The 25,060-nt window shown below is 71.2% G+C and carries 22 protein-coding genes and 1 other RNA gene; 13 read left to right on the top strand and 10 right to left on the bottom strand.

The features are described 5' to 3' along the window. Positions 1 to 23: 23 nt before the first annotated feature. On the bottom strand, positions 24 to 716 hold the full coding sequence (locus AC6EXY_RS10725; RefSeq protein ID WP_101832176.1) for a zinc metalloprotease: 693 nt from the start codon (positions 714 to 716) through the stop codon (positions 24 to 26). Between the two features lie 139 nt (positions 717 to 855). Then, positions 856 to 1,845, bottom strand: a complete 990-nt coding sequence (locus AC6EXY_RS10730) for a ParA family protein (protein ID WP_101832177.1) — start codon at positions 1,843 to 1,845, stop codon at positions 856 to 858. Between the two features lie 275 nt (positions 1,846 to 2,120). On the opposite strand from AC6EXY_RS10730, the gene AC6EXY_RS10735 reads away from it, so the two are divergent. Both AC6EXY_RS10735 and AC6EXY_RS10740 read left to right on the top strand, forming a co-directional pair. After that, a complete protein-coding gene (locus AC6EXY_RS10735) occupies positions 2,121 to 3,209 on the top strand; it encodes an S-(hydroxymethyl)mycothiol dehydrogenase (RefSeq protein WP_499817808.1) in 1,089 nt (362 codons plus the stop codon). A gap of 228 nt (positions 3,210 to 3,437) precedes the next feature. Next, positions 3,438 to 4,088: an MBL fold metallo-hydrolase gene (locus AC6EXY_RS10740; RefSeq protein ID WP_101832179.1), complete on the top strand. Its 651-nt coding sequence runs from the start codon at positions 3,438 to 3,440 to the stop codon at positions 4,086 to 4,088. A 242-nt stretch (positions 4,089 to 4,330) separates the two neighbouring features. On the opposite strand, the gene AC6EXY_RS10745 is transcribed toward AC6EXY_RS10740, so the two are convergent. The 3 genes from AC6EXY_RS10745 to AC6EXY_RS10755 all read right to left on the bottom strand — a co-directional run bounded on the left by AC6EXY_RS10745 (position 4,331) and on the right by AC6EXY_RS10755 (position 8,903). After that, positions 4,331 to 4,636 carry a GlsB/YeaQ/YmgE family stress response membrane protein gene (locus AC6EXY_RS10745; protein WP_101832180.1) on the bottom strand — a complete coding sequence of 102 codons (306 nt, stop codon included), beginning with the start codon at positions 4,634 to 4,636 and terminating at the stop codon, positions 4,331 to 4,333. Between the two features lie 92 nt (positions 4,637 to 4,728). Then, complete coding sequence (locus AC6EXY_RS10750) at positions 4,729 to 7,482, bottom strand: serine/threonine-protein kinase (RefSeq protein WP_499817807.1); 2,754 nt, start codon at positions 7,480 to 7,482, stop codon at positions 4,729 to 4,731. Between the two features lie 842 nt (positions 7,483 to 8,324). After that, entirely contained in the window at positions 8,325 to 8,903 is a 579-nt protein-coding gene (locus tag AC6EXY_RS10755; protein ID WP_133150698.1) for a lipopolysaccharide assembly protein LapA domain-containing protein, read from the bottom strand. 113 nt (positions 8,904 to 9,016) lie between these two features. On the opposite strand from AC6EXY_RS10755, the gene rnpB reads away from it, so the two are divergent. Next, positions 9,017 to 9,432, top strand: an RNA gene (rnpB, locus tag AC6EXY_RS10760) — RNase P RNA component class A. Between the two features lie 30 nt (positions 9,433 to 9,462). Here rnpB and AC6EXY_RS10765 read toward each other — a convergent pair. Then, the gene (locus AC6EXY_RS10765; RefSeq protein WP_101832439.1) at positions 9,463 to 9,846 is read right to left on the bottom strand and encodes a tyrosine-type recombinase/integrase; all 384 of its coding nucleotides are present in this window, start codon (positions 9,844 to 9,846) and stop codon (positions 9,463 to 9,465) included. Here AC6EXY_RS10765 and AC6EXY_RS10770 point away from each other — a divergent pair. The 6 genes from AC6EXY_RS10770 (at position 9,757) to AC6EXY_RS10795 (ending at position 17,555) form a co-directional block, all read left to right on the top strand. Continuing rightward, entirely contained in the window at positions 9,757 to 10,152 is a 396-nt protein-coding gene (locus AC6EXY_RS10770; RefSeq protein WP_423748091.1) for a Scr1 family TA system antitoxin-like transcriptional regulator, read from the top strand. The genes AC6EXY_RS10765 and AC6EXY_RS10770 overlap by 90 nt on opposite strands. A gap of 378 nt (positions 10,153 to 10,530) precedes the next feature. Continuing rightward, positions 10,531 to 10,821, top strand: a complete 291-nt coding sequence (locus AC6EXY_RS10775) for a helix-turn-helix domain-containing protein (protein WP_207770345.1) — start codon at positions 10,531 to 10,533, stop codon at positions 10,819 to 10,821. A 365-nt stretch (positions 10,822 to 11,186) separates the two neighbouring features. Then, the gene (locus AC6EXY_RS10780; RefSeq protein ID WP_499817806.1) at positions 11,187 to 13,316 is read left to right on the top strand and encodes an MMPL family transporter; all 2,130 of its coding nucleotides are present in this window, start codon (positions 11,187 to 11,189) and stop codon (positions 13,314 to 13,316) included. Between the two features lie 110 nt (positions 13,317 to 13,426). Beyond that, a complete protein-coding gene (locus tag AC6EXY_RS10785) occupies positions 13,427 to 14,602 on the top strand; it encodes a sensor histidine kinase (protein WP_499817805.1) in 1,176 nt (391 codons plus the stop codon). Next, a complete protein-coding gene (locus AC6EXY_RS10790) occupies positions 14,599 to 15,291 on the top strand; it encodes a response regulator transcription factor (RefSeq protein WP_101830537.1) in 693 nt (230 codons plus the stop codon). Before AC6EXY_RS10785 ends, AC6EXY_RS10790 begins: the two co-directional genes overlap by 4 nt. Before the next feature lie 833 nt (positions 15,292 to 16,124). Next, positions 16,125 to 17,555, top strand: a complete 1,431-nt coding sequence (locus AC6EXY_RS10795; protein ID WP_101830536.1) for a DEAD/DEAH box helicase — start codon at positions 16,125 to 16,127, stop codon at positions 17,553 to 17,555. Positions 17,556 to 17,923: 368 nt separating this feature from the next. On the opposite strand, the gene AC6EXY_RS10800 is transcribed toward AC6EXY_RS10795, so the two are convergent. Next, positions 17,924 to 19,138: a zinc-dependent alcohol dehydrogenase gene (locus AC6EXY_RS10800; protein WP_101830535.1), complete on the bottom strand. Its 1,215-nt coding sequence runs from the start codon at positions 19,136 to 19,138 to the stop codon at positions 17,924 to 17,926. Between the two features lie 241 nt (positions 19,139 to 19,379). Further along, entirely contained in the window at positions 19,380 to 19,544 is a 165-nt protein-coding gene (locus AC6EXY_RS10805) for a hypothetical protein (protein WP_207770181.1), read from the bottom strand. A gap of 222 nt (positions 19,545 to 19,766) precedes the next feature. Here AC6EXY_RS10805 and AC6EXY_RS10810 point away from each other — a divergent pair, with 222 nt between their 5' ends. From AC6EXY_RS10810 to AC6EXY_RS10825, 4 genes are all read left to right on the top strand, one after another. Beyond that, entirely contained in the window at positions 19,767 to 21,239 is a 1,473-nt protein-coding gene (locus AC6EXY_RS10810) for an ATP-binding protein (protein ID WP_101830540.1), read from the top strand. 70 nt (positions 21,240 to 21,309) lie between these two features. Beyond that, positions 21,310 to 22,236, top strand: a complete 927-nt coding sequence (locus AC6EXY_RS10815) for a DUF8616 domain-containing protein (protein ID WP_101830534.1) — start codon at positions 21,310 to 21,312, stop codon at positions 22,234 to 22,236. Then, positions 22,223 to 22,606 carry a hypothetical protein gene (locus AC6EXY_RS10820; RefSeq protein WP_243407242.1) on the top strand — a complete coding sequence of 128 codons (384 nt, stop codon included), beginning with the start codon at positions 22,223 to 22,225 and terminating at the stop codon, positions 22,604 to 22,606. The genes AC6EXY_RS10815 and AC6EXY_RS10820 overlap by 14 nt, the downstream gene beginning before the upstream one ends. An 82-nt stretch (positions 22,607 to 22,688) precedes the next feature. Next, positions 22,689 to 23,153: a hypothetical protein gene (locus AC6EXY_RS10825; RefSeq protein ID WP_101830533.1), complete on the top strand. Its 465-nt coding sequence runs from the start codon at positions 22,689 to 22,691 to the stop codon at positions 23,151 to 23,153. Positions 23,154 to 23,200: 47 nt separating this feature from the next. Here the strand turns inward: AC6EXY_RS10825 and AC6EXY_RS10830 are convergent, their stop codons facing one another. Next, the gene (locus AC6EXY_RS10830; protein WP_101830532.1) at positions 23,201 to 23,476 is read right to left on the bottom strand and encodes a hypothetical protein; all 276 of its coding nucleotides are present in this window, start codon (positions 23,474 to 23,476) and stop codon (positions 23,201 to 23,203) included. A gap of 409 nt (positions 23,477 to 23,885) precedes the next feature. Further along, a complete protein-coding gene (locus tag AC6EXY_RS10835; RefSeq protein ID WP_499817804.1) occupies positions 23,886 to 25,022 on the bottom strand; it encodes a bifunctional RNase H/acid phosphatase in 1,137 nt (378 codons plus the stop codon). Positions 25,023 to 25,060: the final 38 nt, after the last annotated feature.

Genomic DNA, 25,060 nt, shown 5'->3' on the forward strand with positions numbered 1-25,060 from the left:
CCCGCCCGGGCAGCATGATCCGCTCAGGCGGGCAGGGTGAGCCCGATCAGCGAGGCGAGGCCGCGCAGCAGCGGGACGACAAGCTGACCCACGACGGACGGGAAGCCGGCGAACAGCACCGGCAGCAGCAGCAGCGCGAGCAGGATGACCAGGCCGATGTTGCCCTCAGTGAGCCGGTAGTGGGCGTTGCGCCAGCCGGGCGTGGTCGGGCCGAGCAGGAAGACGAGCCGGCCGGCGTCGGTCGGCGGCACGGGGATGAGGCTGACGATGAACATCGAGCCGAAGGTGACCGCGAGCCACAGGGTGAACCGGGCGGCGAAGCTGTCCGCGAGCGTCGCGTCGGTGACCCGGTCACCGAAGAAGATCCGCGCCGGCTCGCCGACGACCTGGAACAGCGCCAGCGAGCCCAGCGCGAGCAGCAGGTAGGCCAGTGGCCCGGCGAGCACCGCGGCGGTGACGTGGAAGCGCCGCTTGCGCCAGACGTCGTTCATCGGCACCGACTCGGCCCAGCCGTAGCCGACGATGAAGACGGCCAGCCCGCTGAAGGGGCTCAGCCGGTTCTTGACGCCGGTCGTCAGCCGGCCGCTGCGCAGCGGCGTCGGGTCCCGCACCAGCCGGGCGACGAGCACCTGGGCGGCGTCGTGGACGAACACGCCGAGGACGAAGGCGACCACGATCCCGAGCAGCACCGCCGGCTCGGCGAGATGGAACAGCACGTTGCCACCTTTTCACACCGAATGGTTCGAACCGAGTGGTCGCGGCCCGGCCGGCGCGGCGCGCCACGTGCTCAGGCGACGTGCCGGGCGGTTCACACGACTGGCACCGTGCGACGTGCTCACGCGACGTGCCGGGGGCTCAGCCGACGGCCGGCGGCGCGTTGTGCCGGACCATCAGCTCCCGGGCGAGGCGCCGGTAGCCGGCGGCGCCGACCGAGGTGGGCGCGTACGTGGTGATCGGCTCGCCGGCCACCGTCGTCTCCGGGAAGCGCACCGTCCGGTTGATCACCGTGTGGAAGACCTCGTCCGGGAAGCGCTCGACGACGCGGGCGAGCACCTCGCGGGCGTGCAGGGTGCGCGCGTCGTACATGGTGGCGAGGATGCCGGCGAGCTCCAGGCGGGAGTTGAGCCGCTCGCGGACCTTGTCGATGGTCTGCAGCAGCAGCGCCACCCCGCGCAGCGCGAAGTACTCGCATTCCAGCGGGACGATGACGGCGTCCGCGGCGGTCAGCGCGTTGACGGTGAGCAGGCCGAGCGAGGGCTGGCAGTCGACGAGGATGACGTCGTACTCGTCGAGGATGGGGGCGAGCGCGCGGGCGAGGCTGTGCTCGCGGCCGACCTCGGTGACCAGCAGGACCTCGGCCGCCGACAGGTCGATGTTGCTCGGCAGCAGGTCGAGTCCGTCGACCTGGGTCTCGACGATGACGTCGCGGACGTCGGAGTCGCCACCGAGGAGCAGGTCGTGCACGGTGAGCTCGAACTGCATCGGGTTGATGCCGAGGCCGACCGACAGCGCGCCCTGGGGGTCGAAGTCGACGAGCAGCACGCGGCGGCCGTACTCGGCGAGCGCGGCGCCCAGGTTGATCGTGCTGGTGGTCTTGCCGACCCCTCCCTTCTGGTTGCACATGGCGACGATCCAGGCCGGACCGTGCGACGTGAGCGGCGGGGGGACCGGGAAGGATGGCAGCGGCCGACCGGTGGGGCCGGGTTCACCGACCCCTTCGTCGACGCTCCCGCCCCCCGCTTCGAGCCGCCCGTCCTCGGACAGCTTGGGGTCACCGACCGTCACCTCGCCATAGGCGTGACGGGTCGGGGAATCGACGGAGGCAGCGTCGGCGAAACGGACCACGGAGGGGTTGCTCCCTCTACAAAGAGCAGAAACGGACCGGTAGGAGCGTACCGACATCGACCCGTTCTCGGCGGCGCTGGGTGGCCGCAAAGCGGCGTGTCGCGCCATGGACGACGTGGCGGCGCCTGCTGGCGCACATCGACGGGGGTGCGAAATCATGCACCGGGTGTAACCAATGACGATCGTTGCGACCAGCGCGGTCAGCGCCGCGGCCGCCCGGTGCGGCCCGCCGATCGCCGCGCACGACGGCTTTTCCGAGGAGAGGATCTCGACCAATGGGCGCACAGACGGTGGACGCGGTGGTGGCCCGGAAGAAGGGCGCGGCGGTCGGGCTGGAGCGCGTCATCGTCCCGGATCCCGGTCCGGGTGAGGCGCGGGTGCGGGTGCGGGCCTGTGGCGTGTGCCATACGGATCTGCACTACCGCGAGGGCGCGATCAACGACGACTACCCGTTCCTGCTCGGGCACGAGGCCGCCGGCACGGTGGAGTCGGTCGGCGAGGGCGTGACCGGGCTCGCTCCCGGCGACTACGTGGTGCTGGCCTGGCGGGCACCGTGTGGTACCTGCCGGGCCTGCCGGCGCGGGATGGCCTGGTACTGCTTCGACTCGCGCAACGCCACCCAGCCGATGACGCTCGCGGACGGCACCCCGCTGTCGCCGGCGCTGGGCATCGGCGCGTTCAGCCCGCTGACGCTCGTCGCGGCCGGTCAGTGCGTGCCGGTGGACCCGGCGGCCCGACCGGAGGCGGCGGGTCTGATCGGCTGCGGGGTGATGGCAGGCTTCGGCGCCGCGGTCAACACGGGACGCGTCACGCGTGGGGAGACGGTGGCCGTGATCGGCTGCGGCGGCGTCGGGAACGCGGCGGTCGCCGGCGCCTCGATCGCCGGCGCACGCAAGATCATCGCGGTGGACGTCGACGAGCGCAAGCTCGCCTGGGCTCGCCACTTCGGTGCCACCGACATCGTGGACGCCCGTTCGGTGGACCCGGTCGCGACCATCCGCGAGCTCACCGACGGCTTCGGCGCCGACGTGGTGATCGAGGCCGTGGGCCGCCCGGAGACCTACCGGCAGGCCTTCGACGCCCGCGATCTCGCCGGCCGGCTCGTCCTCGTCGGCGTCCCCGACCCGACCATGACCGTGGAGCTGCCACTGCTGGAGGTCTTCGGCCGCGGTGGCCACCTGTCGTCGTCCTGGTACGGCGACTGCCTGCCGAGCCGGGACTTCCCGATCCTCATCGACCTCTACCGCCGCGGCCAGCTCGACCTCGACGCGTTCGTCACCGAGACGATCGGGATCGAGGGCGTCGAGGAGGCCTTCGCCCGGATGCAGCGCGGCGAGGTGCTGCGCAGCGTCGTCGTTCTGTAGTCCCCTCACCCCCGCGGGCGGGTGCGCGACTACCCCGGACGGGGTGCGCGTCACCCGCCCAGGAAGACGGCCGGCGGCCCGCGGGCGGGGACATCGCCGCCGGCGGCGCCACCGACCGATACGGTCGTCCCGACGGGGACCGCCGGCGCGCTGGTCGGCTCGGCTCCCCGCGCCACCAGCGGGCCGGCCGACCGGAATTCCGGCCCGCGCGGATGAGGAGCGGGTGACGTGACCGGGTATGCGGGGGTTCGGGTGGACCGGGTCATCACGCGCGGAGACTTCACGCTGGACGGGCAGACGTTCACCGTCGACAACAACGTCTGGCTTGTCGGCGACGACGAGCGGGTCGTCGTCATCGACGCGGCCCACGACCCTTCGGTCATCGCCGCCGCCATCGGCACCCGCACGGTGACCGTGATCATCGCCACCCACGGCCACAACGACCACATCAACGCGGCCGCCGAACTCGCCGACCTGGTCCGCGCGCCCATCGCGCTGCACCCGGACGACGCGGTGCTGTGGCGGATGGTCTACCCGCGCCGCGAGCCCGACCACGCGCTCGCCGACGGACAGCTCATCGGCCTGCCCGGCGGCGGCTCGCTGCGGGTGCTGCACACCCCCGGCCACTCCCCCGGCGGCGTCTGCCTGTTCGGCCACCTCGGCGGCGACCCCGTGCTGTTCAGCGGCGACACGCTCTTCCGCGGCGGCCCGGGCGCCACCGGCCGCTCGTACTCGGACTTCCCGACGATCCTCGGCTCGATCCGCGCGAAGCTGCTCGGCCTGCCGTCCGAGACCGTCGTGCACACCGGCCACGGTGACGACACGACGATCGGCGAGGAGGGCGTCGACTACGACGACTGGGTCCGCCGCAGCCACTGAGGTCGTCGGCGCGTCGCCAACGGCGTCTCGTGGCCTGCGTGGCAGGGCCTCGCGTGGCAGGGCCTGGAGTGGCGTGCAGTGGCGTCGGGGCCGCCGGCCGTCGTGTGGCCACGAGGGAGCCCGGCCGACGGCCCCGACGGGACTGTGCCCCGCCTACCGGCACCGGGCCCCGGTGGACAAGGCGCGCCTCGATCAACCGCACCGTGCCTGCGGCCGCCTGGGCATCGGTCCCCGCCGGCGCGTCACAGCCGGCCGGCGGTGTGCCGGTCGCGGCCGTGGCTGCGGCTGCCACCGCGGGCGGCCCACAGCGGCGCGACCAGTGCGACCAGCCCGACGGCGACGCCGACCTGGAGGATGTGGCGGATCCAGTCGACGCCGCCGGTGTGCCGGACCCCGATCGCGCTCGCGATGAGGTTGCCCACCAGCGCCCCGACGATACCGATCACGACCGTAAGCCAGAGCGGAATGTCCTGCCGGCCGCGGACGATGAGCCGGGCCAGCACGCCGATCACCAGACCAGCCAGGATGATCCAGAGGATTTGGAACACCGCGCACCCCCTCCGAGAGCCTGATTCACCTGTTCTCCCCCCGTCAGGACCGCCGAATCCCCCGCAGGTACGGGGAGCCCGGCCGGGGCCGGTCAGGCCGGCAGGGTGCGGGGGTCGATCGCCTGGAGGGTGACGACGCTCAGACCCGGCCGCGCCGCACCCGCCACGGCGGCGTGGACGCGGAAGTAGCCGTGCAGCCGGTAGTAACCCTGCGCGTAGTCGAAGCTGGCGCCGCGCCCGGCCATCCCGGCGAGCCGGTAGGTCGTGCCGGTGCAGCCCAGGGCGGGGTCGGAGCCTGGCGTCTGACCGAAGGGGAGCCGGTCGCACGTCCCGTACAGGGTGAAGTTCGGCACGGTGTCGCCGCCGAGTTCGGGGCCGGGGAAGAACGCCTGGCCGTTGCCGTCCGCCGGGGCGAGCAGGTCGAGCAGGACGACGGCGGCGCCGTGGCCGGCGATGAACTCGGCGAACGCCCGGCCGGGACCGAGCTGGCTGATCGCCCCGCGAAAGACCGGCACCGCGTCCAGGGACGGCAGCGATCCGGCCGGCTGCGTGTTCTCGCGCTCCGCCGCGGTCGCCGGGGTACCGGGCCGGCCCAGGCGCGTCCCGCTGCGCGGGTAGGGCATGGGCGCGGTCGCCGCACCCGGGGTGACCTGGACGATCGGCGTCGAGTCGGACCGGCGGACCTCGCGGGGCCCCGGGTCATCCGCGGCGTGGGCGGCACCGAGCCCCGCGAGGCACGCCATCGCCGCGGCGAGCGCGGCCAGGAACGCGTTGCGCCGCGGATGCCCGCCCCGCCGCGTACCCGCCGCCTCGCCCGCCCCACCCCCAGCGCCACCGCTCGCGGCGAACTCGCCGCTGCCGGACCAGCCACCGCTGCCTGACCAATCACTGCCGGATCCCGCACCGGCGAGCCCATCACCAGCGACGCCATCGCCTGCGGCGCCGTCACGAGCAGCGCCGTCACCGGCAGCGCCGTCGCGGGCCGAGCCGTCGCGAGCAGCGCCGTCGCGGGCCGAGCCGTCGCGGTCGGCGCCGTCGCCGGCAGGACCGTGTCCCGCGGGCCCCCGGTTGCCACGCCCGCGGTCAGGCCCGCCCGCCCCGCCCTTACGCCGCCGGGAGGCTTCATGCCTGGGCAGGCCGCTGGTGTCGCCACGTCCGTCGACGCTCGTCCCGCTCGCCGGCGGCGCGCCACCGACACAGGCCGCGACGCCAACGGCACCCGGAACGTCAACGGCACCCGGAACGTCAACGACTCCCGGAAACTCTGCCGTCGCCATCGCCGCGGCCTGGCGCGGGGCCGGAGCGGCGAGCGCGGGGAGCGCGGACTGCGCGCCCGACCGAGCCAGCGGAGCGCGCGGCGCCGGCAGGGCGGCCGCCTCGGCGTCGAACCGACCGCCCCCGCCTCCCGCCTGCGCGGCCAACACCGGCAGCGACGTGCGTCCCACGGCGTCAGCCGCCGTCACCAGCAAGGACGGCGCGTGTTCGCGCGCCACGGCGGAGGCCGGCGCGGGGATGGCCGAGGCCGGCGTGCGCATGGTGGCGGCGGGCCGCACGGGGACCGGCGGTGGAGTGGCCTGGCGGCCGGTGCCCGTGCGCCATCCGGCCGGCGAGGCCGACAGGCCAGGGGCCACCGGGGCCGGGGGTGCCACCGGCGCGGCCGGGCGCGCGGGGGGCGTCGCCCGGACCCGCTCGGCCGGTTGCCCGGGGGAGGTTCCGGTCGGCGCGTTGAAGCCGCTCGGCGCCCAGGAGCGCCGCCGGCGCGAGGCCCGCCGGCCCGGCCAGCCGTCCGGCCGAGGCCGTGGCGCGGGGTCGTCGCCCCGCGCGGACGGGACGACGCTGACCGACGGCCGGGGCAGCGGCAGCCCCGCCAGCGTCTGGCTGTCATGGAAGTCGATGTCACGCAGGCGGTCGCCGGCCTGGGAGGAGCCGGGCGTGGGGGTGAACGTGGGGATGTTGACGAAGGCGGCCGGGTCGAACGGCGGGGCGACCCACGACTCGCGCAGCAGCCGGCGGGTGCCGCTCGCCAGGTCCTCGGCCGGGCCGATCAGCTCGCGGAGCAGATGGTCGGCGCTGGGCCGGTCCTCGGGTCGCTTGGCCAGCGCGGCGGTGACGGTGGGGCGCAGCGGCCCGGGCACGTCGCCGGTGTCGGCCACGCTGTGCACGACCCGGTAGAGCAGGGCGTCGGCGCGGCCGGTGCCGAACGGCGGGCGGCCCGTCGAGGCGAACAGGACGGTGAGGCCCCAGGCGAACACGTCCGCGGCCGGCCCGACCTCGCCCTGCCCGGTGACCTGCTCGGGAGCCATGTAGCCCGGGCTGCCGAGCAGCACGCCGGTACGGGTGGCGCCGGTGGCGTCGACGGCGGCGGCGATCCCGAAGTCGATCACCTTGGGTCCGTCGCCGCTGAGGATGACGTTGCCGGGCTTGAGGTCGCGGTGGACGATCCCGGCGCCGTGGATGGCGGTGAGCGCCTCCGCGAGGCCGGCGGCGAGGGCGACGACGACGTTGGTGTCCATCGCGCCGCGGGTCGCGATCGTCTCGGCGAGGCTGTGGCCGGCGATCAGCTCCGTGGCCATCCACGGGTCCTCGGCCTCGGGGTCGGCGTCGACGAGCCGGGCGGTGCAGGCACCGCCGACCGCGCGGGCGGCGGCGATCTCCCGGCGGAAGCGGGTGCGGAACTCGGGGTCGGCGGCGAAGTCCGAGCGGATCACCTTGATCGCGACCGACTCGCCCGTCGCGTCGTCGGCGCCGAGGTAGACGATGCCCATCCCGCCGGAGCCGAGGCGCGCGGAGAGCGCGAACCGGGCGACCCGCTCCGGGTCTCCCGCACGCAGTGGCCTCGGCGGCACCACGCCCTCCCTCCGTCGTGCGGTCGGTGTCCTGCCCCGCGACCGTCAGCCCGATCCGGTGCCGAAGGTCCCGCCGCCGGCACCCTCACACCGTGCACCCGTAACCTGTGGTGAAGATGTGCGTCCGCCATGTGACCTGTCTCCGGTCGTCCGCCGATGGCGGTCGACGGTTGGAGTCACAAATCGGACTGTACCGATGGAACCGCAGTTGCCCGGCCATTCGGCACCCGAAACACACACCTATCGGTTACCCCAACCGGCCACCGCTCCAGGCCACCCCGGCGGCCATTCCCCGGGCACGCGCGCAAAAGCCGACGAAGAAGCCGCCGCCGTCCTCGAACGGTCCGCACTACGGCCGCACCGGGGAGATCGCTACAGCCCGACGAAAGACCCCGGCATGAACGTGCCACCCACCTCGGTGTGTACGCCGACTGTGACCTCGGCGATATTCCAGGGAGATCGCCTGACGTTCCCCGGGGGACAGCCTGCGACCGTCATACGGGCGGGAACGCCAACCGCATCCGACGGAGAAACTCGCGCACCGGGATGACCCGCCGGCCATATCGGCGCCGATTTCGTGAAAAGCCGACGCAGCCAGAAGGTCGAGGATGGGGCGGACTTCCCATGGATGGGAATCGGGTGCGGGGGACGGCAGCTCCGTGTCGCGAACTCCGCGTTTCCTGTCCGCTTTGTCATGCTGTTCGCGACACGGACCGCCGTGACGTTGTCAGAACGCTGCCACGAATCGCCCTGGGCGCAACGGCGGTGACGGCGGTGACCCCGACCGCGACCGCGACCGCGACCGCGACCGCGACCGCGATGATCAGATCTCGAGACGAGGTCTAACGGTCGCGGGCGGCGCGGCGGAGTTGGCGGAGCTCGCGGCGCAGGCGGATCTGGGGAAGCAGGCCCAGAAGCACGCCGATGACGAGGCCGGCGCCAGCGGAGGCGGCGAGCGCCCCGGCGACCGACATCTGCTGGTTCGCGCCGAACAGCCAGATGTTCACCCGCGCGTCGTTCTTGACCACGAAGATCACGACCATGATCGCGATGACCGCGACCAGAACGGTGATCGCGTAGGTCGTGTACGCCACGCCCCGCCGGCGCGGCGGCCGACCGTCACCAGGCCCTCCAGGACCTCCCGCGCCACCGGGAACGCCCGACGCACCGGGAGGACCGGCCGGGACCGGGCCACCCTGCGGCGGGAAGCCCGCGGGCGCCGGACCGCCGGCGCCTGGAGCGGGATACGGCTGTGGCTGTGGCACCGCGCCGGCTGGCAACGCGCCGCCGGCCGGGATGCCGGGCGGCACCGGGCCGGTCGCGGCGCCGGCGGCGGGAACCGCGGGGCCGGTGGGCGCCGGCTGCGGGCGCTGCGGACGGGTGAAGTCGATCTTCTTGCCCGGCTGGTCCGATCCGGCCATCGTCGTCCCATCGATCATGCATCGCCTGAACGGCCTGGTCGGCGCTGTCCAGCTTCGATCCCCTGTGCCCTGGGAGTCTAGGCGGACGGGTGGCCTATGCTGAAGTCTGCGGATGAGGTGGCCGGGCGGCCGCGTCGGCGCCGGAGCACTCCGGTGCCGCCGAGGAAAGTCCGGGCTCCACAGGGCAGGGCGGTGGGTAACACCCACCCGGGGCGACCCGCGGGACAGTGCCACAGAGAACAGACCGCCGGCGCCGGTCACGGCCGCCGGTAAGGGTGAAACGGTGCGGTAAGAGCGCACCAGCGCCCAGGGTGACCTGGGCGGCTCGGTAAACCCCGCCCGGAGCAAGGTCAGAAGGCCCGCGGCCCGCAAGGGCCACGGGCCGCGCAGGCGTTCGAGGGCGGCCCGCCCGAGCCTGCGGGTAGGCCGCTGGAGGCTGCCGGCAACGGCAGCCGTAGAGAGATGGCCGCCACCGGGGCGCCGCAAGGCTCCCCGCCTACAGAACCCGGCTTACAGGCCACCTCATCCGCTTTACCCCTCCTGACCTGCGGCGGAGCGTCTACACGGTCGCGCTGGGCCGTTCCTGGGCCGTTTCGGGTTCGAGAGCCTTTCCCAGCACGGTGTCGACAGCGGCCCGGGTGGCGTCCTCCGTGTCGGGCCAGAGGTGACCGTACGTATCCAACGTTTCGACCGCGCTCTTGTGGCCGAGCCGGGCCTGGACCACCTTGACACTCTCGCCCGCGAAGATCAGAAGGCTCGCGTAGTAGTGGCGAAGCTCGTGGAAGTCGACTCCCCCGGCCAGGCGATCGGCGGCCGCCGCAGCCCGCTCGGCGTCCTCCTTCCGCTGTGACGCATGCGCCTCGGCCTCCTGCTTCCGAAGCGCTGCTTCAGCCGCCCTGACCGTTGGAGCCCAGACCAGGCGCACGAACGTGGTTCGCCGCATGATCGCGCCTCCCGCGGATGGGTAGAGCAGGCGGACGAAGACACGGCGAGGCTTCGCCTAGACCCCACCGCCCATCGCCCTCGAAGAGCAGCTTCTCGACGACGCCTGTCGGGCGGCTTCGTCCTGTTCGAAGACCTCCCCGACACCGACCCCTTCGTCCACCTCGAACTCCTCACCCACCCCATCACCATCGACGACCCCACCCAGGTCGACACCTACCGCCGTGCCTTCCTTCGCCTCCTCCAAACATCGACGGTCGGCAACCAGGCCGAGGAACTCATCAGGCAAGCAAGTGGATGCCGGTAAGAGGCGTTCAGGCAGGAGCCGAGGTTTTGCCCGCGGCCAGGCCCTACTGAGGATTCCCGGAGGTCCCCCGCCGCCCTACCTGCCAAGGCATGGGCTTTCTCGGCCGCGGTACTGGCATCGGCTATCGACTTCGGCTTGCTCCCGCACCGCTCCGCGACGGTGAGTTCCTCCTCCAATCGGAGATCCGGCCGAAGGAGGGGTCCTACCTGTTTGACGGAATCCCGCGGTCGGACAGCGGGCTACCAGCCTACTGGGACCGCTTTCTCAAGATCCCGCTTCCGTCTCACGTTGGTGGTGACCGAGCGGCAACGCCAGGAATGCCCTGTGACCGGCGTACTGCGACGTGTCGGTGACAAATGGATTCCAGTGGTCATCTGAGTGCTGACCGAGCATTCCTACGGTTTCAATGAGCTTGACCGCGCCATCGAAGGGATCAGCCGCCGCGTGCTGACCCAGACCCTGCGCGGCCTGGTAGCCGAGATTTCGTTCGCTGTTGCAATATCAAACCGCGCCCATCTGAAGTCGTTCAACGACGGACCGCAGGTTCCGGTGGAGACTTCCCTGTCGCCCCAGCCTCCTGAAACCGTTCGCCATGTGCGAAATATGCGCAGGTTCACCGACGACATGATCGCAGTGACCTGCCGCAGTCGTGAGGTACATAATATCTAGGATCATTCGATTCCCACCGAAGGTGACCATCGGAGAGTTTTTCCTGGAGTATCTCTTCGAAAAATGCCAAGTGCCGGCATGGAGCTCACGTCCCCCTCACTATGAGCAAGATCCAACTAGGCTTCACGGCATTGCACCTTGGGCGGGCAGAGCCAGGCCAGTACAAATGTATTAGGCGAGAGATAGTGCAGGTAGAGGACGCCGGGAGGGGCCGCCGGGCGAGAGCGTTGGGGTGCGCGCATCGCGCTGCTCCACCTCCCGACGACTACCGGAGTGATCGACGGATGGCCGTTTTTCTTTACCGGGTTGGACGATGGGCTTTCCGACGGCGCCGCCTTGTAAGCGCCCTGTGGTTGGCCACCTTGGTGCTCGCTGGCATCTGGGCCGCCTTGGCGCCGTCGGCGGCCGACGATGGGCTGGCGCTGCCGGGCACGGAGTCTCAGAAGGCGTTTGACCTGCTCGCGGAGCGTTTCCCGGAGAGCAACGCCCAGTCGGCCGACGCCCGTCTAGTGTTCAAGGCACCGGACGGGCAGCTGGTCACCGCGCCGTCATACCGCCAAGCGGTCGAGGGTGCCCTGGGTGACCTGTCGAGAGGCGGGCAGGTGGCCTCGGTCACCGATCCATACGCCGCCGGGTCCGTCAGTTCCAGCGGCACCATCGCTTACGCGACCATCACCTATACCGAGGACGCGACCGACCTCACCGACGCTACGACGGCGGCCTTGGAGAACGCGGCGAACCGGATCCGCGACGTGGGGCTGACGACGGAGATCGGCGGCTCGGCGCTGGAGTCGGACGAGTCCCTGGGCGGCGCCTCCGAGCTCATCGGGCTGGCGGTGGCGGTGGCGGTACTCGTCCTCACCTTCGGCTCCCTGGTGGCGGCCGGGTTGCCGCTCCTGACAGCGATCTTGGGTGTCACGATCAGCTTCTGCCTGATCACCGCGCTTGCCGTGCCGCTGGGCGTGACGTCCACCGCCACGATCCTCGCGATCATGCTGGGCATGGCGGTAGGCATCGACTATGCGCTGTTCATCGTCTCTCGATACCGTGCCGAACGCGCCGAAGGCAGAGATCCGCAGGACGCGGCCGGGCGGGCGGCGGGGACGGCCGGTTCCGCGGTCGTCTTCGCCGGCCTGACGGTGACTATCGCGTTGGTCGGGCTGTCAGTCGTCGGGGTTCCCGAACTCACCAAGATGGGACTGGCCGCGTCGGGTGCCGTGGCGCTGGCGGTGTGTGTGGCGCTGACACTGGTCCCCGCGTTGCTGGGCTTCCTCGGTCACCGGGTACTGCCCCGCGATGCCCGCACGGCTCATGCCCGTCACGGCGGTCGCCATGGGCTTGGTGCCCGTTGGGTGAGGTTCGTGCTGCGTCGGCCGGTGGCCGTGCTGGTGGTCGCGGTGTTGGGCCTGGGTGTCATGGCCGCGCCTGCGTTGAGCCTGGAACTCGGCTTGCCTGGAGACGAGTCCAAGCCGACGTCCAGCACCGAGCGCCGGGCCTACGACCTGCTCTCAGAAGGGTTTGGTCCTGGTTTCAACGGCCCGCTGACCGTGGTCGTGGACACCCGGGATGCCGCGGCCCCGAGAGTCATCGACCAGGTGTCCGACATGGTCACCCGGATGGACGGCGTGGTGTCGGTCGGTGATCCAGCGGTCAACCAGGCCAAGGACACAGCGATCCTCTCCGTCATCCCGAAGACCGGGCCGAGCAGTGGCGAGACGCGTGACGTGGTGCACGCCATCCGCCATGGGGTTTCCGACCTCGAGACGAAGTCCAACGCCCAGGTTCTGGTGACGGGCACCACGGCGCTGAACATCGATATCTCCCAGGCCATGTCCAATGCGCTGATCCCCTATCTGGCGATTGTGGTCGGCCTCGCCGTGCTCCTCCTGATGGTGGTCTTCCGGTCAATTCTGGTACCGATCAAGGCAGCACTGGGCTTCCTGCTGTCGGTGGGCGCCGCCCTCGGCGTCGTCGTCGCGGTCTTCCAGTGGGGCTGGGCCGCGGACCTGTTCGGCGTCGAGCAGACCGGGCCGGTGATGTCGCTGATGCCGATTCTCATGATCGGTGTCGTGTTCGGTCTGGCCATGGACTACGAGGTGTTCCTGGTCACGCGAATGCGGGAAGCGCACGTCGCCGGCGACCCACCGGGGGAGGCCATCGTCAACGGCTTCCAGCACAGTGGACGGGTAGTGGCCGCGGCGGCCTTCATCATGATCAGTGTCTTTGGTGGCTTCGTCGGAGCACACGTCGCTGTCATCAAGACAATGGGCGTCGGGCTGGCCGCTGCGGTAGCTTTCGACGCCTTCGTGGTCCGGATGGCGATCACCCCCGCGGTACTGGCCCTGCTCGGTCAGCGTGCCTGGAGGCTGCCACGTAGCCTCGATCGCATGCTGCCGAACGTGGATGTCGAGGGCCAGGCGCTGAACAGGTCCCCCGAAGCGTCCCCGGGCGAGCGGGTCGACCGGCTTCCGCAGCCCCAGTCCACCGGGCGGTGACCCATCCCGCAGACGCCGTGAGCCGTTCGCGACGTCCGCGGGATGGGCGCACGCGGCGGCGGGAGGCGGCGACCGTCGCGGTCGCGCTGCTACTGTTCTTGGTCGGCGTAATGCTCCGAGACGACGACCAGCCGGTCTCCGCGCCGCCGGCCGCCGCCTATCTGCTCGCCGCGATCTCCTGCGCGATCCTGCCGGCCCGGCACCGCGCACCAGGAACCGCCGTGGCGGTGACGGTCGGCTGCGCAGCGCTCGTCCCGCCGTTCGGGCTCTTCCTCAACCCGCTGGTGCTCGCCCCGGTCATGATCGCAGCCTTCTCCCTGGAAGCGGGATCCGAACGGCGAGGGCACAACGCCACGATGGCGACATCCGCGCTCCTCCTGGCCACGTCGCTCCTGGTGTTTGACATCGACTCGTGGCAGGCCGCCACGAGGACCGGAGTCGTGGCCTTCCCACTGCTGGCCGGCGCGCTCGGCCGTTCGCTCCGAGATCGGCGGGCCTACCTGGCGGCAGTAGAGGACAGAGCGCGGCGGGCCGAGGAGAGCCGGGAGAGCGAGGCACGTCGACGGGTGGCCGAGGAACGGATGCGCATCGCCCGCGAGCTGCACGATATCGTCGCCCACCACATTGCCCTGGCCAACGCTCAGGCCGCGGTCGCCACCCAGGTTTTTGACAGCCACCCGGAGCGATCCCGCGCGTCCCTACGCCAGTTGTCCGAGACCACTGCCGACGCCCTTCACGAACTGCGCGCGACGGTCGGCCTGCTGCGCCAGTCCGGTGGGTCATCGACGCCCCTGAAGCCTGCCCCTGGGCTATCCCGGCTACCCGCGCTTGTCGAGTCCTTCCGCCGCACCGGACTGGACGTGACGGTACGCCAGACCGGCCCGGCCCGACCGCTGTCTCCCGGGGCCGACCTCACCGCCTACCGCATCGTCCAGGAGGCGCTGACGAACGTCACCAAGCACGCCGCGATCGACAGGGCCCAGGTGAACCTCACCTACGACGACGCCCGCCTGACCATCGCCATCGCCGACGACGGACGGTCCCCGGCCGCACCGGCAGACCGAGCACCGGGCTACGGGCTGATCGGCATGCGCGAACGCGCGGCGGCCGCCGGCGGCCGGCTGACCGTGGGCCGCCGGCCGCAGGGAGGATTTCTCGTGACCTTGGAGCTGCCCTTGGCGCCGCCCAGAGACGCCGCGCGGCTGGACCTGGGCGAAGACGGCCAGTCAGGAGACGGGCACGCATCGGGACCAGATGCCAAGACGGACAAGGGGACCGGATCGTGACCATCCGTGTGCTGCTCGCTGATGACCAGGCCCTGCTGCGCGAGGCGTTCGCGCTCCTTCTCGACGCCGCCGACGATATCGCGGTGGTCGGCGAGGCAGCCGATGGACGCGCGGCGGTCGAACGCGCCCGGGAGCTCAAGCCCGACGTGGTGATCATGGACATCCGCATGCCGGAGATGGACGGCCTTGCCGCCACGGAGGCCATCTGCGCGGATCAGGACCTGGCCGCCAGCCGCATCCTGATTCTGACCACCTTCGAGATCGACGAGTACGTCGCCAGAGCGCTGCGCGCCGGAGCCAGCGGCTTCATCGGCAAGGGGATCGCGGCCGAGGACCTACGGGACGCGGTCCGCACGGTGGTGGCCGGTGACACCCTCCTGTCTCCTACCGCGATCCGTTTCCTGGTCAGCCGCTTTCTGGCCACTCCGGACGACGTCCTCGCCCTTGGATCCCGGCGGCTGGACGCGCTGACCGCCCGCGAACGCGAGATGGTGGCTCTGGCCGCGACCGGCCTGTCCAACCAGGAGATCGCCGACCGGATGGTGCTCAGCCCATTTACGGTCCGCACCCATGTGTACCGGGCCATGGCCAAGCTGGGAGCCCGTGACCGGGCGCAGCTCGTGGTCATCGCCTACCAGACGGGCCTGGTGCGTGCCGAGCCCGCCCCTGACGATTCCGGCCGGCTGTGAGACCCGCGTGGGTCATGCAAGGGAATTCGGGTTTGATCAACCCGGGTCCAGGGGTTTGTGGGCGCGGACCTGGCGGCCCCGCCGCTCGTCTTCCACGGCAGCGCATTCCGCCACCTGGCCACGGTGTGAGCCCTCCAGGATCGGGCGGACGCGGACGTCGAATTCGACTCGCGGCAACATCAGCTCTCAACGCTTCGCCGAGCTGTGCGCGCCGATCTGAATGAACTGTTTCTATCGCTGGCTTGGACCTGGAACGACCTTAGCGGATCAAGGTGAGATCGAAAAGGTGAGATCGCAAAGGTTCCCTGGTCGTGGGTGCGCGCCGACGTCGCGGCCAGTCGCGAGCTCGCTCGGCGCGGTCTGGCCGACCAGTTCGGCCGCCCGGCCCGCCGGGCAACGGCTCGCCAGCGGGCGGCCATGCCGTTCGTGCATCTGCGTGCGACTCGCACCCCGGTGACGTTCTGGACCCGTCGCCCGCGGTGTACGGGTCGCCTCGTCCCCCGCGAGCAGGGGCCCCGGGTCGTCGTCTCGGCCGGTGACCACGTCGCCGGCCCAGCCGGCTGGGGCCCACCAGTGGTGCGGCCACCAGCGACGGCCCGCTGTCCGCCGACAACCTCACCTCGCGGGTCGGCTCCATGCGGCGCGCGGACCAGCTATGCTGCTCGCATCACCTCGTCGGGCTCCTGCCGCGAGTTGTCCGCGCGTCGTAGCACCCGCTCCTCTCGATCGGGCCTCCGCTCCGCGCGTAACCGGTCGAGATCCTCACTCCCCGGTTGTCGGCGGGACATCCACACAGATAGCGATTTTCCTTGTCTTCGTTCACCGATCTTGGTGTGCCCGCGCGCCTCACCGACGTTCTCACCCGTCACGCCATCGAGACCCCCACCCCGATCCAGCGGGCGACGCTGCCGGACGCGCTCGCTGGACGTGACGTCCTCGGCCGCGGCCGCACGGGGTCCGGCAAGACGCTCGCGTTCCTCCTGCCCGTGGTCGCGCGGCTGTCCGGCGGGCCCCGGGCCCGAGCCGGGGCTCCGCGCGCGCTGATCCTGGCGCCCACCCGCGAGCTCGTCGCGCAGATCGACACGGCTCTGCGGCCGCTCGCCGCCGCGGCCGGCCTCACCTCGTGCACCGTGTTCGGTGGCGTCGGTCAGAACCCGCAGGTGGTCGCGATCCGGCGGGGCGCCGACATCGTCGTGGCCTGCCCAGGCCGGCTCGAGGATCTCCTCGCGCGGGGGCACTGCTCGCTGGCCCAGGTAAAGGTCACCGTGCTCGACGAGGCCGACCACATGGCCGATCTGGGGTTCCTTCCCGCCGTACGCCGGCTGATCGGCCAGACCCCGGCCGGCGGGCAGCGAATGCTGTTCTCGGCCACCCTGGACAGGGCCGTCGACACCCTGGTGCGCCAGTACCTCAGCGAGCCCGCGGTGCACGAGGCCGACTCCGCCCAGTCCCCCGTGGGCACCATGGCGCACCATCTGCTGCACGTCGAGCGGGACAACCGGCTCCCCGTGCTCGTTGACCTGTCCAGCGCACCGGGCCGCACGGTCGTGTTCACCCGCACGAAGCACGGCGCCAAGGCTCTGGCCCGCCACCTCAACCGCGCCGGCGTGCCCACGGTCGAGCTGCACGGCAACCTGAGCCAGAACGCCCGTACCCGCAACCTCGACGACTTTCACACAGGCCGGGCCTCGGCGCTGGTCGCCACGGACATCGCCGCCCGCGGCATCCATGTCGACAACGTGGCTCTCGTGATCCACGCCGACCCACCGGCCGACCACAAGGCATATCTGCACCGTTCCGGGCGCACCGCGCGCGCCGGCAACAGCGGCACTGTCATCACCCTCGCGACCACGGAGCAGATCCGTGAGGTCACGCAGCTCGCCCGCGCCGCCGGCATCAAGGCGACGACGACACGGGTCGCATCCGCCGATCATCCGATACTCACCACGCTCGCCCCCGGCGCTCGGTCGCTCACCAGCCCCACGGCCGCGATCCCGGCGGAGACCAGGACCAGTCCAGCCCGACGCACGCCGGTCGGCGGAAACCACGGCGCCGAGCCGACACCTCGAACAGGCAGACGGCGTGGACGCCGCCCCGCCGGCAACCACAACCATCGCGCCGGGCGGGCCACGGCGTCTCGACCACCCACAGCCACGGCTCTTACCAGCTCACCCGATCACGAGGCCGGCCCGTCGCCCGCGGAGCGATCCAGGTCGCGACCGAGCCACAGCGCCGCGATGTTCAGCGCCCGCCGCGCCCGCTGACCAGACTCACAGGTCACCGCCGGACCCCACCACCGGTAACCCGCATCAACGGCCAAGTCGGACGATATGTTGATCACGGGATCGGCAGCCATCGCCCACCCCGCCCGTCGGCATTCCGGTTCGGAGTCGGCGGTCGGTGCGGTTTTGCCTGCGGCGACGCGGTAAAAGAAGGGTCATGGCTGCGAGCCGGCGACGTCGGCGACCGGAGCGGAAGCGGGCGGCGGCGGGCACCGGACCGCAGGATCTCACCCTCCACACGGCGCCGCCGGCGTCCGGCGAAGCCGCCCCGCCAGTAGGCAACGACGCGGCGGCCCTCGCATGGGTCGGGCCGGCCGGGTGCATCACGTGAGTCGCATGGGTCGCACAGGTCAGGCGGCGGGGTCGAGGACGACCTTGGTCCAGCCTGTCTCGCGGCGGTCGAAGGCCTGGTAGGCGTCGAGCGCGGAGGAGACGGGCTCGTGCTGGGTTATGATCGTCGCCGGGTCGACCGTGCCCGCCTCCACCATCGCCAGCAGCTCGGGGATGTACCGGCGGTGGTGGCAGATGCCCAGCTTGATCGTCAGGTTGCGGTTGAGGGCCGTACCGATCGGATAGGCGTTCAGGGTCGGCGGGTAGAGGCCGACGATGCCGATCGAGCCCGCCTTGGCCACCGCCTCCGCCGACCAGCGTGTCACCTGGGACGGGGCATCACCGGGAACCCAGGTGTCCCCGGCCGGGCGGGCGCCGCCCGCGGTGGCCGCGTCCCGTTCGGCCGCGAACTCCTCGGCGGCCTCGTCACCCGGCACGGCGGGCCCGGACGACGGATGCTGGGCGTCGACACCGACGGCGTCGATCGCCCGGTCGACACCGATGCCCCGGGTCATCTCGAGGATGATCTCGACGGGATCCTCCTCGTTGAAGTCGACGGTCTCGGCGTGCAGCGCGCGGGCACCGGCCAGCCGGGACGCGATGCCGTCGACCGCGATGACCCGCCCGGCGCCCTGCTGGAACGCGGACAGCACCGCGAACTGGCCGACGGGACCGGCCCCGAACACCGCGACCGTGTCCCCCGGGGTCACCTCGGCCAGCTTCGCGCCGAACCACCCGGTCGGGTAGATGTCCGACAGCATGATCGCCTGGTCGTCCGAGACGGAGTCCGGCACCGGTACCAGTCCGGCGTTCGCACAGGGCACCCGGGCGAACTCCGCCTGCAGGCCGTCGAACGGGCCGGTGTCCTCCGGGCCGCCGAAGAAGGCCGATCCCGCTCGGGAGCCGCGCGGGTTGGCGTTGTCGCACTGCGCCTGGTAGCCGGCCCGGCAGTAGGAACACGAGCCGCAGGCGATCGTCGAAGGGATGATCACCCGGTCGCCGGGCCGCAGGTTGCGGACGTACGGCCCGACCTCCTCGACGATGCCGACCCCCTCGTGCCCCAGGATCGTGCCCTCCCGCATGCCCGGCATCGTCCCCCGGACCATGTGCAGGTCCGTCCCGCACACCGCGCTGCTGGTCAGGCGGACGATCGCGTCCGTCGCCTCGGTGAGCTTCGGTTCTGGCACATCCTCGAGCCGGATATCTGCCGATCCGTGATAGACGACCGCCTTCATCCGCCGACTCCCTCTCCCCCGTGGGACACCCCCCGTCCCGACCAGGACGAGCAGGCGCGGTTCCCCTCGCCTATACCCGACCCCTCCAGGATCACGCAGAGTATGCGAAGGATGCCGGTGCCGGCCGGTTCCAGCGACCAGGGTAACCCGATGCACCACTCACGTGACCGAACGGATATTTTCTGTCCTCCCGGCCGCGCTGCGGTCTGATGATGACGCAGGGCGGCCGCGAGGGACTCGCTCAGACGCGCACGATGCGTTCGGCCGCGTTGTCGATGTGGTCGGCGGTGATGGCGGTCGTCTCGGGGACCTTCCGGCGGTTGACGATCTCGTAGGCGAGGGCGTTGACCAGCCAGGGCTGGCCCATCGTCAGCGCGTAGGCGTACTCGACGGCCTGGGGGTGCATCGCTGGCTGGTCGCGGCCGTGTGCTGCCCGTACAGGTCGCGCACCTCGTCGAGGGGAGGTCGTTCGCTGATCACAACTCTACGGAACACCTGGTGACCGCCGGTCCGCGCGCGCCGTGATTCGCCTGCGAGAAGTCAGTCTGCGGGTTCGAGTCCGCCCCTCGATACCAGTGGAAGTGCAGTTACTATAACTACACTTCAACTGCCTGCGGAGGGGGTGGGCGTGCGACGGCCGGAGGACATGTTCGACCGGGAGGTCGAGTGGGCACGGCTCGCCCGGTTCTGCGAGGACGACGCACCGGGCGCGAGCCTCGGCGTCGTCAGCGGCCGGCGCCGGCAGGGCAAGTCGTTCCTGCTCGAGGCCGCCTGCGAGCAGACCGGCGGGCTGTACTTCCAGGCCGTGGAGGCGACGGCGGCGGACTCGCTGCGGATGTTCGGCACCCGGCTGGCGGAGCATCTGGGAGCACCCGCGGCGTTCACCTTCCACGGCTGGGACGAGGCCGTCGACGCGATCCTCGGGCTCGGCTCGCGGAAGCCTGTGCCCGTCGTCCTCGACGAGTTCCCCTACCTGACGAAGGTCTCGCCGGAGCTGCCCTCCGTGGTGCAGGCGGCGTTCGGACCGCGCCGACCCCGGCGCCGCGAGTCGCGCACCCGGCTGGTGCTGTGTGGGTCGGCGCTGTCGGTGATGGGACGCCTGCTCGCCGGGGCGGCGCCGCTGCGGGGCCGCGCCAGCCTGGAGCTGACCGTGCCAACACTGGACTACCGGCTCGCCCGGGAGTTCTGGGGCATCGAGGACCTCCCCCTGGCCGCCCAGGTCCACACGGTTGTCGGCGGCACACCCGCCTACCACGACTTCCTGCGCGGCGACCGCCCGGCGTCCCCCGCCGACTTCGACGACTGGGTGGCCCGCGCCGTGCTCGACGCGGCCTCACCGCTGTTCCGCGAGGCCCGCTACCTGCTCAGCGAGGAACCCAGCCTGCGCGACAGCGCGCTGTACAGCTCGGTGCTCGCCGCGGTGGCCAGCGGCGCGACGACGCGCGGCGGCATCGCCAGCCACGTCGGACGGTCAAGCTCCGACCTCGCCCACCCGCTCACCGTCCTGGCCGACGCAGGCTTCCTCGTCCGCGCCGATGACCTGCTGCGCGACCGCCGACCGCTGTGGCGGATCGCCGAGCCGCTCGTCGCCTTCTACCACGCGATGATCCGGCCCGCCTTCGCCCAGCTCGACCGTCCCGGCCGTGCGGTTCGCCTCTGGCCGACGCTGCGTCCCACCTTCGCCGCCCAGGTACTCGGCCCGCACTTCGAGGGCATGGCCCGAACCTGGGTGGCCGACTTCGCCAGCCCCGAGACGCTCGGCGCCGACCTGCTCGGCGACGTCGGCCACGGCACCATTCACGATCACGCCGGCCGCGCCCACCTGGAGCTGGACATCGTCGCACTCGGACCCGCCGACGGCACCCGCCGCCGCCTGGTGGCCCTCGGCGAGGCGAAGTGGGGCACGACCCTCGGCATCGACCATCTCGACCGCCTCGACCACGCCCGCACGCTGATCGGCTCCGCCCGCGGCCTCGACATCACCACCACCCGGCTGATCCTCGTCTCCGCCGCCGGCTTCACCGACGACCTTCACGCCCGCGCCGCCGCCGACCCCCGCATCGTCCTCGTCGACCTCGACCGCCTCTACCACGGCTCCTGAGTCCGCTGACATAGAAGAGGCAGCGGGATTCCCTGCCGCATAGGTGGCCGCTTCGTTACGATCCGCACCAATGAGCATCGAGCGACCTCACGCGGACATCGAGTCGCCGCCCGATGCCCCGCGCCCGGCCCGAGCACCCGACGGCCCCACCCAGGCCGAGCTGAAGGCCCAACTCCTCGACCGCGCCGCCGCTACGCGGACCGCTTCGGATCGCTCGCCAGAGCCGGAAGCCCGACCTGGTGAGCGGCCAGCCGACGATCGCCCATCCCGCGCAACCGATCGTCCGACTCTCAACCCGGACCGATCACCCACCGCCCTCGAACGGGACCGCCCCTCCGAGCGGCGACCAGCCCCGGACGCGGACCCGCCTCTGACCCCCCTGGAACGCAAACTCGCCCTCCTCGACCGCCGCGATCAGACAGCAGCGACGCCGGAAGGCACTGAACATCCCTACGAGGAGACGCCACCGGAGGGCGTCGACGCCGCCGCACGCGCTCGTGGGGACGGCGACCGCCTCGGCTGGCGCCTGAACCGCATCTGGAAGGACAGCCAGCCCACCACCGACGGCCGCGCCTTCTACGAGAAGAACGACGACAAGATGTGGTGGTATGCGCACACCGCCGAGCCTTCCCCCGGCCGCTACACGGCCGACCTGCACGGCAGTCCGCAGGGCTTCCGCGTCGGTCACCACAATCTCGATGCCACTCACCTCGCCGCCCTCATCCGCAAGGACGACACCTGGCAGGGCCGGCCCGTCCGGCTCATGTCCTGCGAAACTGGCCAGGGAGACGATCCCATCGCCCAGAAACTCGCCGACGAACTCGGGGTCAGCGTGACCGCACCTACGGAACTCGCCTTCTCCGGATCCGACGGTAGGGTATACACCACGTCAGAATACGAGGACGAGCACGGAAATCTCGTTCAGACAATCCCCTACGACGGCGTCTGGCTCGAATTCGAGCCGCGACAAGAAGAGGACAAGCGTGGCCGAGACTAGAGACGGCTTCACAATCGCACACGTGTTCGACGGGACGAACAACGGCGAGTACTATGTCGTCGACAGGGAACCCCTGCCACGCGAGCAGCGCGACAGCGTCCTGGCATATCTTCACCAAGGGGAAAACCTCATGATGGCCAGAAGCCTCGGCGAGGACAGGCTTGACCCGTCCCGCGGAAGGCAGGTCCCTCGCGGTGCCTCGACCGACGGAAGGTGGATCTGGGACGCCTCGATCGCCTACTACCTCAGAGAACACGAGCTCTCCCCGGAGCCCGCGTTCATCGCCTATCTCCGCGAGCGAAACTTCCACTACGAGGCTCCGACCCCAGAGCAGGTCACAGCCGCGCTGGCGGCCCTGCAAACCCGATAGGCCGCGCAGAGGCCAGTAGCGCACCGCAGGCTCCTCTGACCCGCTCAGTACATGGCGGTAAGGCCTGATCGGGAGATTTGTCGTGGGAACTTTTATTCTGACCTGGAATCCCGACCGCTACGAGTGGGATGAGGAGGGCGGCGACTACGAGGGCGGCGTCGCCCTGATCGCCTCCGGCGCCACGATCACAAGCACGTGGTCCATGGGTGGACGTAGGCACGGAGTCGAGCCGGGCGACCGCTTCTATCTGTTGCGGCAGGGCGTGGAACCACGCGGAATCATCGGGAGCGGCTATTTCACGACCGGGGAGATCTACGAGGACGAGCACTTCAGCGACCCGACCAGGACCACCTGGTACGCCAAGGTGGTCTTCGAGCTCCTGATCGACCCGGCGGACGGCATTCCAACGGCCCAGTTGCTGGACGAGGTCCCCGGGTTCGGCTGGAACACCACCTACGCATCAGGGAACGAGGTGCGCGGAGACGCGGTTGACCAGCTGGACCGCATGTGGAAGGAAGCGGCAGCCCATCCGAAGCACCGGAGGTGATGCGACGCATCCGCAGAACCGAGTCGGCGGATCTCGGGACTGTGACCTCAGGACTCGCGGCCGCCGACGCCGTGGCCGTCCGGTGAGCGCCGAGGCTTGGGGAGGGTCGCCAGCTGGCAGGGCGGCGAGCCGCCGTCTGGTGAGGTGTCGGTCATCACCCAGCGGATTGCCGCCGTCATCGCGCACGTGAGAAATGCAAGCCAGACGGCCAGCCCGATGCTCCCATGCGTCGCCAGCAGTGCCGCCGCCACGACGATTCCCGTGGCAAAGACCACCGCCGCTACGCGCGGCAGCCACCGGGCGGCCATCTCGGAAAGCCGCATGTCCTCTCCCCCTTTCCACTGAAGCATGGGCGGGGCGGGCTCGAGCGAGAATACACAGGATGGCGGCGATATCGGCCTGGCGCTGGCACTCACGGGTGATGAGGCGGTCGAGGAGGATCGGAACTTTATGGCGAGCAGGCCACAGCAGGGTGCCATTGGGTCACGTCGCGGGCCGCGATCTTCGCGGGTGCTGTCGCGGCGGGTCGTGGCAGCCTTCTGGCCGCTTCACGGCAGTCCGTGTCGCATAATCCGGGCCAAAACGGACGGCAACCCGCGAATTCGCGACACAGCGCCGCTGTCCCCCGCACGCACTTCCCACCCGCGGGAAGTCCGCCCGATATGCGACTTATGGGGACCGCTCCGCCACGGCTTCGACGCGGTCCTCGGGCCGCTATTCGCCGTGGGTGGTCTATTCGCCGTGGGTGGTGAGGTGGGCGACGTGGTGGGTGTCGTTGAAGCCGCGCAGGACGGCGGGGCCGTCGGAGTACCAGTCGATGGTGCACAGCGACACCAGGTCGAGGTGCAGGCGGTAGAGGACGGTCGGCTCGGCGGCGAGCGCGAGCTGGGTGAAGGCCTTGATCGGGGTGACGTGCGAGACGACGAGGATGCGCGCCCCGGGATGCTCGGCGAGAAGGCGGTTGCGGACCAGGGCGACGCGGGTCACCGTCTCGATCAGGCTCTCGCCGCCCGGCGGCGGGACGTGCGGGTCGGCGAGCCAGGCGTTGAGCTCGTCCGGGAATCGCTCGCGCACCTCACCGAAGGTCATCCCCTCCCACGCGCCGAAGCTGGTCTCGCGCAGGTCGTCGTCGACGGTGTAGTCCCGCCCGAGCGCCTCGGCGGTCTGGCGGGCCCGCTTGAGCGGTGACGAGACGATCAGGTCGAACGGCTCGTCACGCAGCCGGTCGGCGGCGGCCGCGGCCTGGGCGAGGCCGACGTCGGTCAGCGACGCCTCGACGGTGCCGCTGAACCGCTTCTCCACCGACAGTGGCGTCTGCCCGTGGCGCAGCAGCACCGTGGTGGTGGGCGGGGCGGGAGGCGCCATCCAGCCGGAGAGCCGGTTGGTGGTGGGGGCCTTGTGGGGCAGCGGGTCGGGCGACTGGGGAACCGACGGCTCCCAGGACCGCCCGGCCGCGGCGGCGTCCATCGCCTCGTTGGCGAGACGGTCGGCGTCGGCATTGCGGGCGCGCGGAATCCACTGGAAGCGCACCCGGGGGAAGGAACGGACGAGCGCGCCGGCCTCGTCGGCCAGCGGGCGCATCGCCGGATGCTTGATCTTCCAGCGGCCGCTCATCTGCTCGACGACGAGCTTGGAGTCCATCCGGACCTCGACGTCGGCGCCCGGATCGATCTCGGCGGCGGCCTGCAGGCCGGCGATGAGCCCGGAGTACTCGGCGACGTTGTTCGTCGCCCGGCCGATCGACGCGGCGCGCTCGGCGAGCACCGCGCCGCCGTCGGCGTCCCGGACCACGGCACCATAGCCGGCAGGACCCGGGTTGCCCCGGGAGCCGCCGTCCGCCTCGATGATCAGCCTACGCCCGCTGCCCATCTCGCCACTCCCCTCACCGTCAGCCCCACCGACACGCC

This window comes from Frankia sp. RB5 (genome assembly GCF_059816245.1).